3 protein-coding genes are annotated in these 1,418 nt (G+C 57.5%); all 3 read left to right on the top strand.

Going from position 1 to position 1,418, the window contains the following annotated elements:
• Positions 1-971, top strand: a 971-nt coding sequence (gene paaA, locus ACR0E6_RS21180; protein WP_480587005.1) for a 1,2-phenylacetyl-CoA epoxidase subunit PaaA, incomplete at its 5' end; no start/stop codon positions are given.
• 23 nt (positions 972-994) lie between these two features.
• Positions 995-1,279, top strand: coding sequence for a 1,2-phenylacetyl-CoA epoxidase subunit PaaB (gene paaB, locus ACR0E6_RS21175; RefSeq protein WP_142639870.1), 285 nt, complete (start codon positions 995-997; stop codon positions 1,277-1,279).
• Positions 1,279-1,418: Phenylacetic acid catabolic protein (locus tag ACR0E6_RS21170; protein ID WP_480587008.1), on the top strand; the 140-nt coding region annotated here is incomplete at its 3' end. The genes paaB and ACR0E6_RS21170, both read left to right, overlap by 1 nt.

The following is a 1,418-nucleotide window of genomic DNA, read 5'->3' as shown; positions in this document are numbered from 1 at the left end:
CACAAATGGTTAAGTCTGAGGCCACAAACGATGACCCTGAAAAGCTTGCCGAGTTTCAGGCAAAGATTGACGCGGACATCAAGATTGAGCCGAAAGACTGGATGCCGCAAGGCTATCGCAAAACGCTGATCCGCCAAATCGGACAGCACGCCCATTCTGAGATTGTTGGACAACTGCCCGAAGGCAACTGGATCACGCGCGCTCCCACATTGGAACGCAAGGCGATCCTGCTGGCCAAGGTGCAGGATGAGGCCGGACACGGGCTTTACCTTTATTGCGCGGCGGAGACACTGGGCGTCAGCCGGGATGAGCTGACCGAGATGCTGCTGGACGGTCGGATGAAATATTCGTCGATCTTCAACTATCCAACATTGAACTGGGCCGATATCGGAGCGGTTGGTTGGCTGGTAGACGGTGCCGCTATCATGAACCAGGTGCCGTTGCAGCGGACATCCTACGGGCCGTATTCGCGTGCCATGATCCGGATCTGCAAGGAAGAAAGCTTTCACCAGCGTCAAGGATACGATGCCATTCGCAAGATGGCCGAAGGCACACCTGCGCAGAAGAAGATGGCGCAGGATGCCCTGAACCGCTTTTGGTACCCGTCGCTGATGATGTTCGGACCCTCGGACAAGGACTCGGTGCATTCGACCCAATCCATGGCTTGGAAGATCAAAATGAACACCAATGATGAGCTGCGTCAGAAGTTCGTCGACCAGACCGTACCGCAGGCCGAATTCCTTGGCCTGACCGTCCCCGACCCGGATCTGAAATGGGATGAAGAACGCGGCCATTACGATTTCTCGGAACCCGATTGGTCCGAGTTCTTTGACGTCATCAAAGGCAACGGGCCTTGCAACACCGACCGCCTGGCCGCGCGCAACAAGGCCTGGGACGACGGGCAATGGGTGCGCGACGGCCTGCTGGCCCACGCCAAGAAGAAACGCGCCGGTCAAGTGGCCGCTGAATAAGCCTGACCTGAGGAGGAAACCCGATGAAAAACGAATGGCCCCTATGGGAAGTCTTTATCCGCGGTCAGCACGGTATGAGCCACCGCCATGTCGGCTCACTGCACGCACCAGACGCAGAAATGGCGATCAAGAACGCACGCGATGTCTACACGCGCCGAAACGAAGGGGTGTCGATCTGGGTGGTCGAAGCGAACAACATCTCGGCCTCATCCCCCAGTGACAAAGGCCCACTATATGAGCCCAGCGAAAGCAAGGTCTACCGTCACCCGACATTCTTCGACATCCCCGATGAAGTGGGGGCGATGTGATGACCCGCGACGAAGCCTTCCTGCAGTTTCTGCTGAGAATGGGTGACAGCACGCTCATCTTGGGTCACCGCGTCAGCGAGTGGTGCGGCCATGCGCCTGTGCTGGAAGAAGATATCGCGCTGGCCAATACCGCGCTGGA

The organism is Ruegeria sp. AP12, from assembly GCF_056540025.1.
The sequence above is the reverse complement of the archived record's forward strand: the minus strand, read 5'-3'. Positions and strand labels throughout refer to the sequence as shown.

Bases quoted from the DNA above. Each gene is read 5' to 3' on its own strand.
- paaB (WP_142639870.1), top strand. From the start codon at position 995: ATGAAAAACGAATGGCCCCTATGGGAAGTCTTTATCCGCGGTCAGCAC.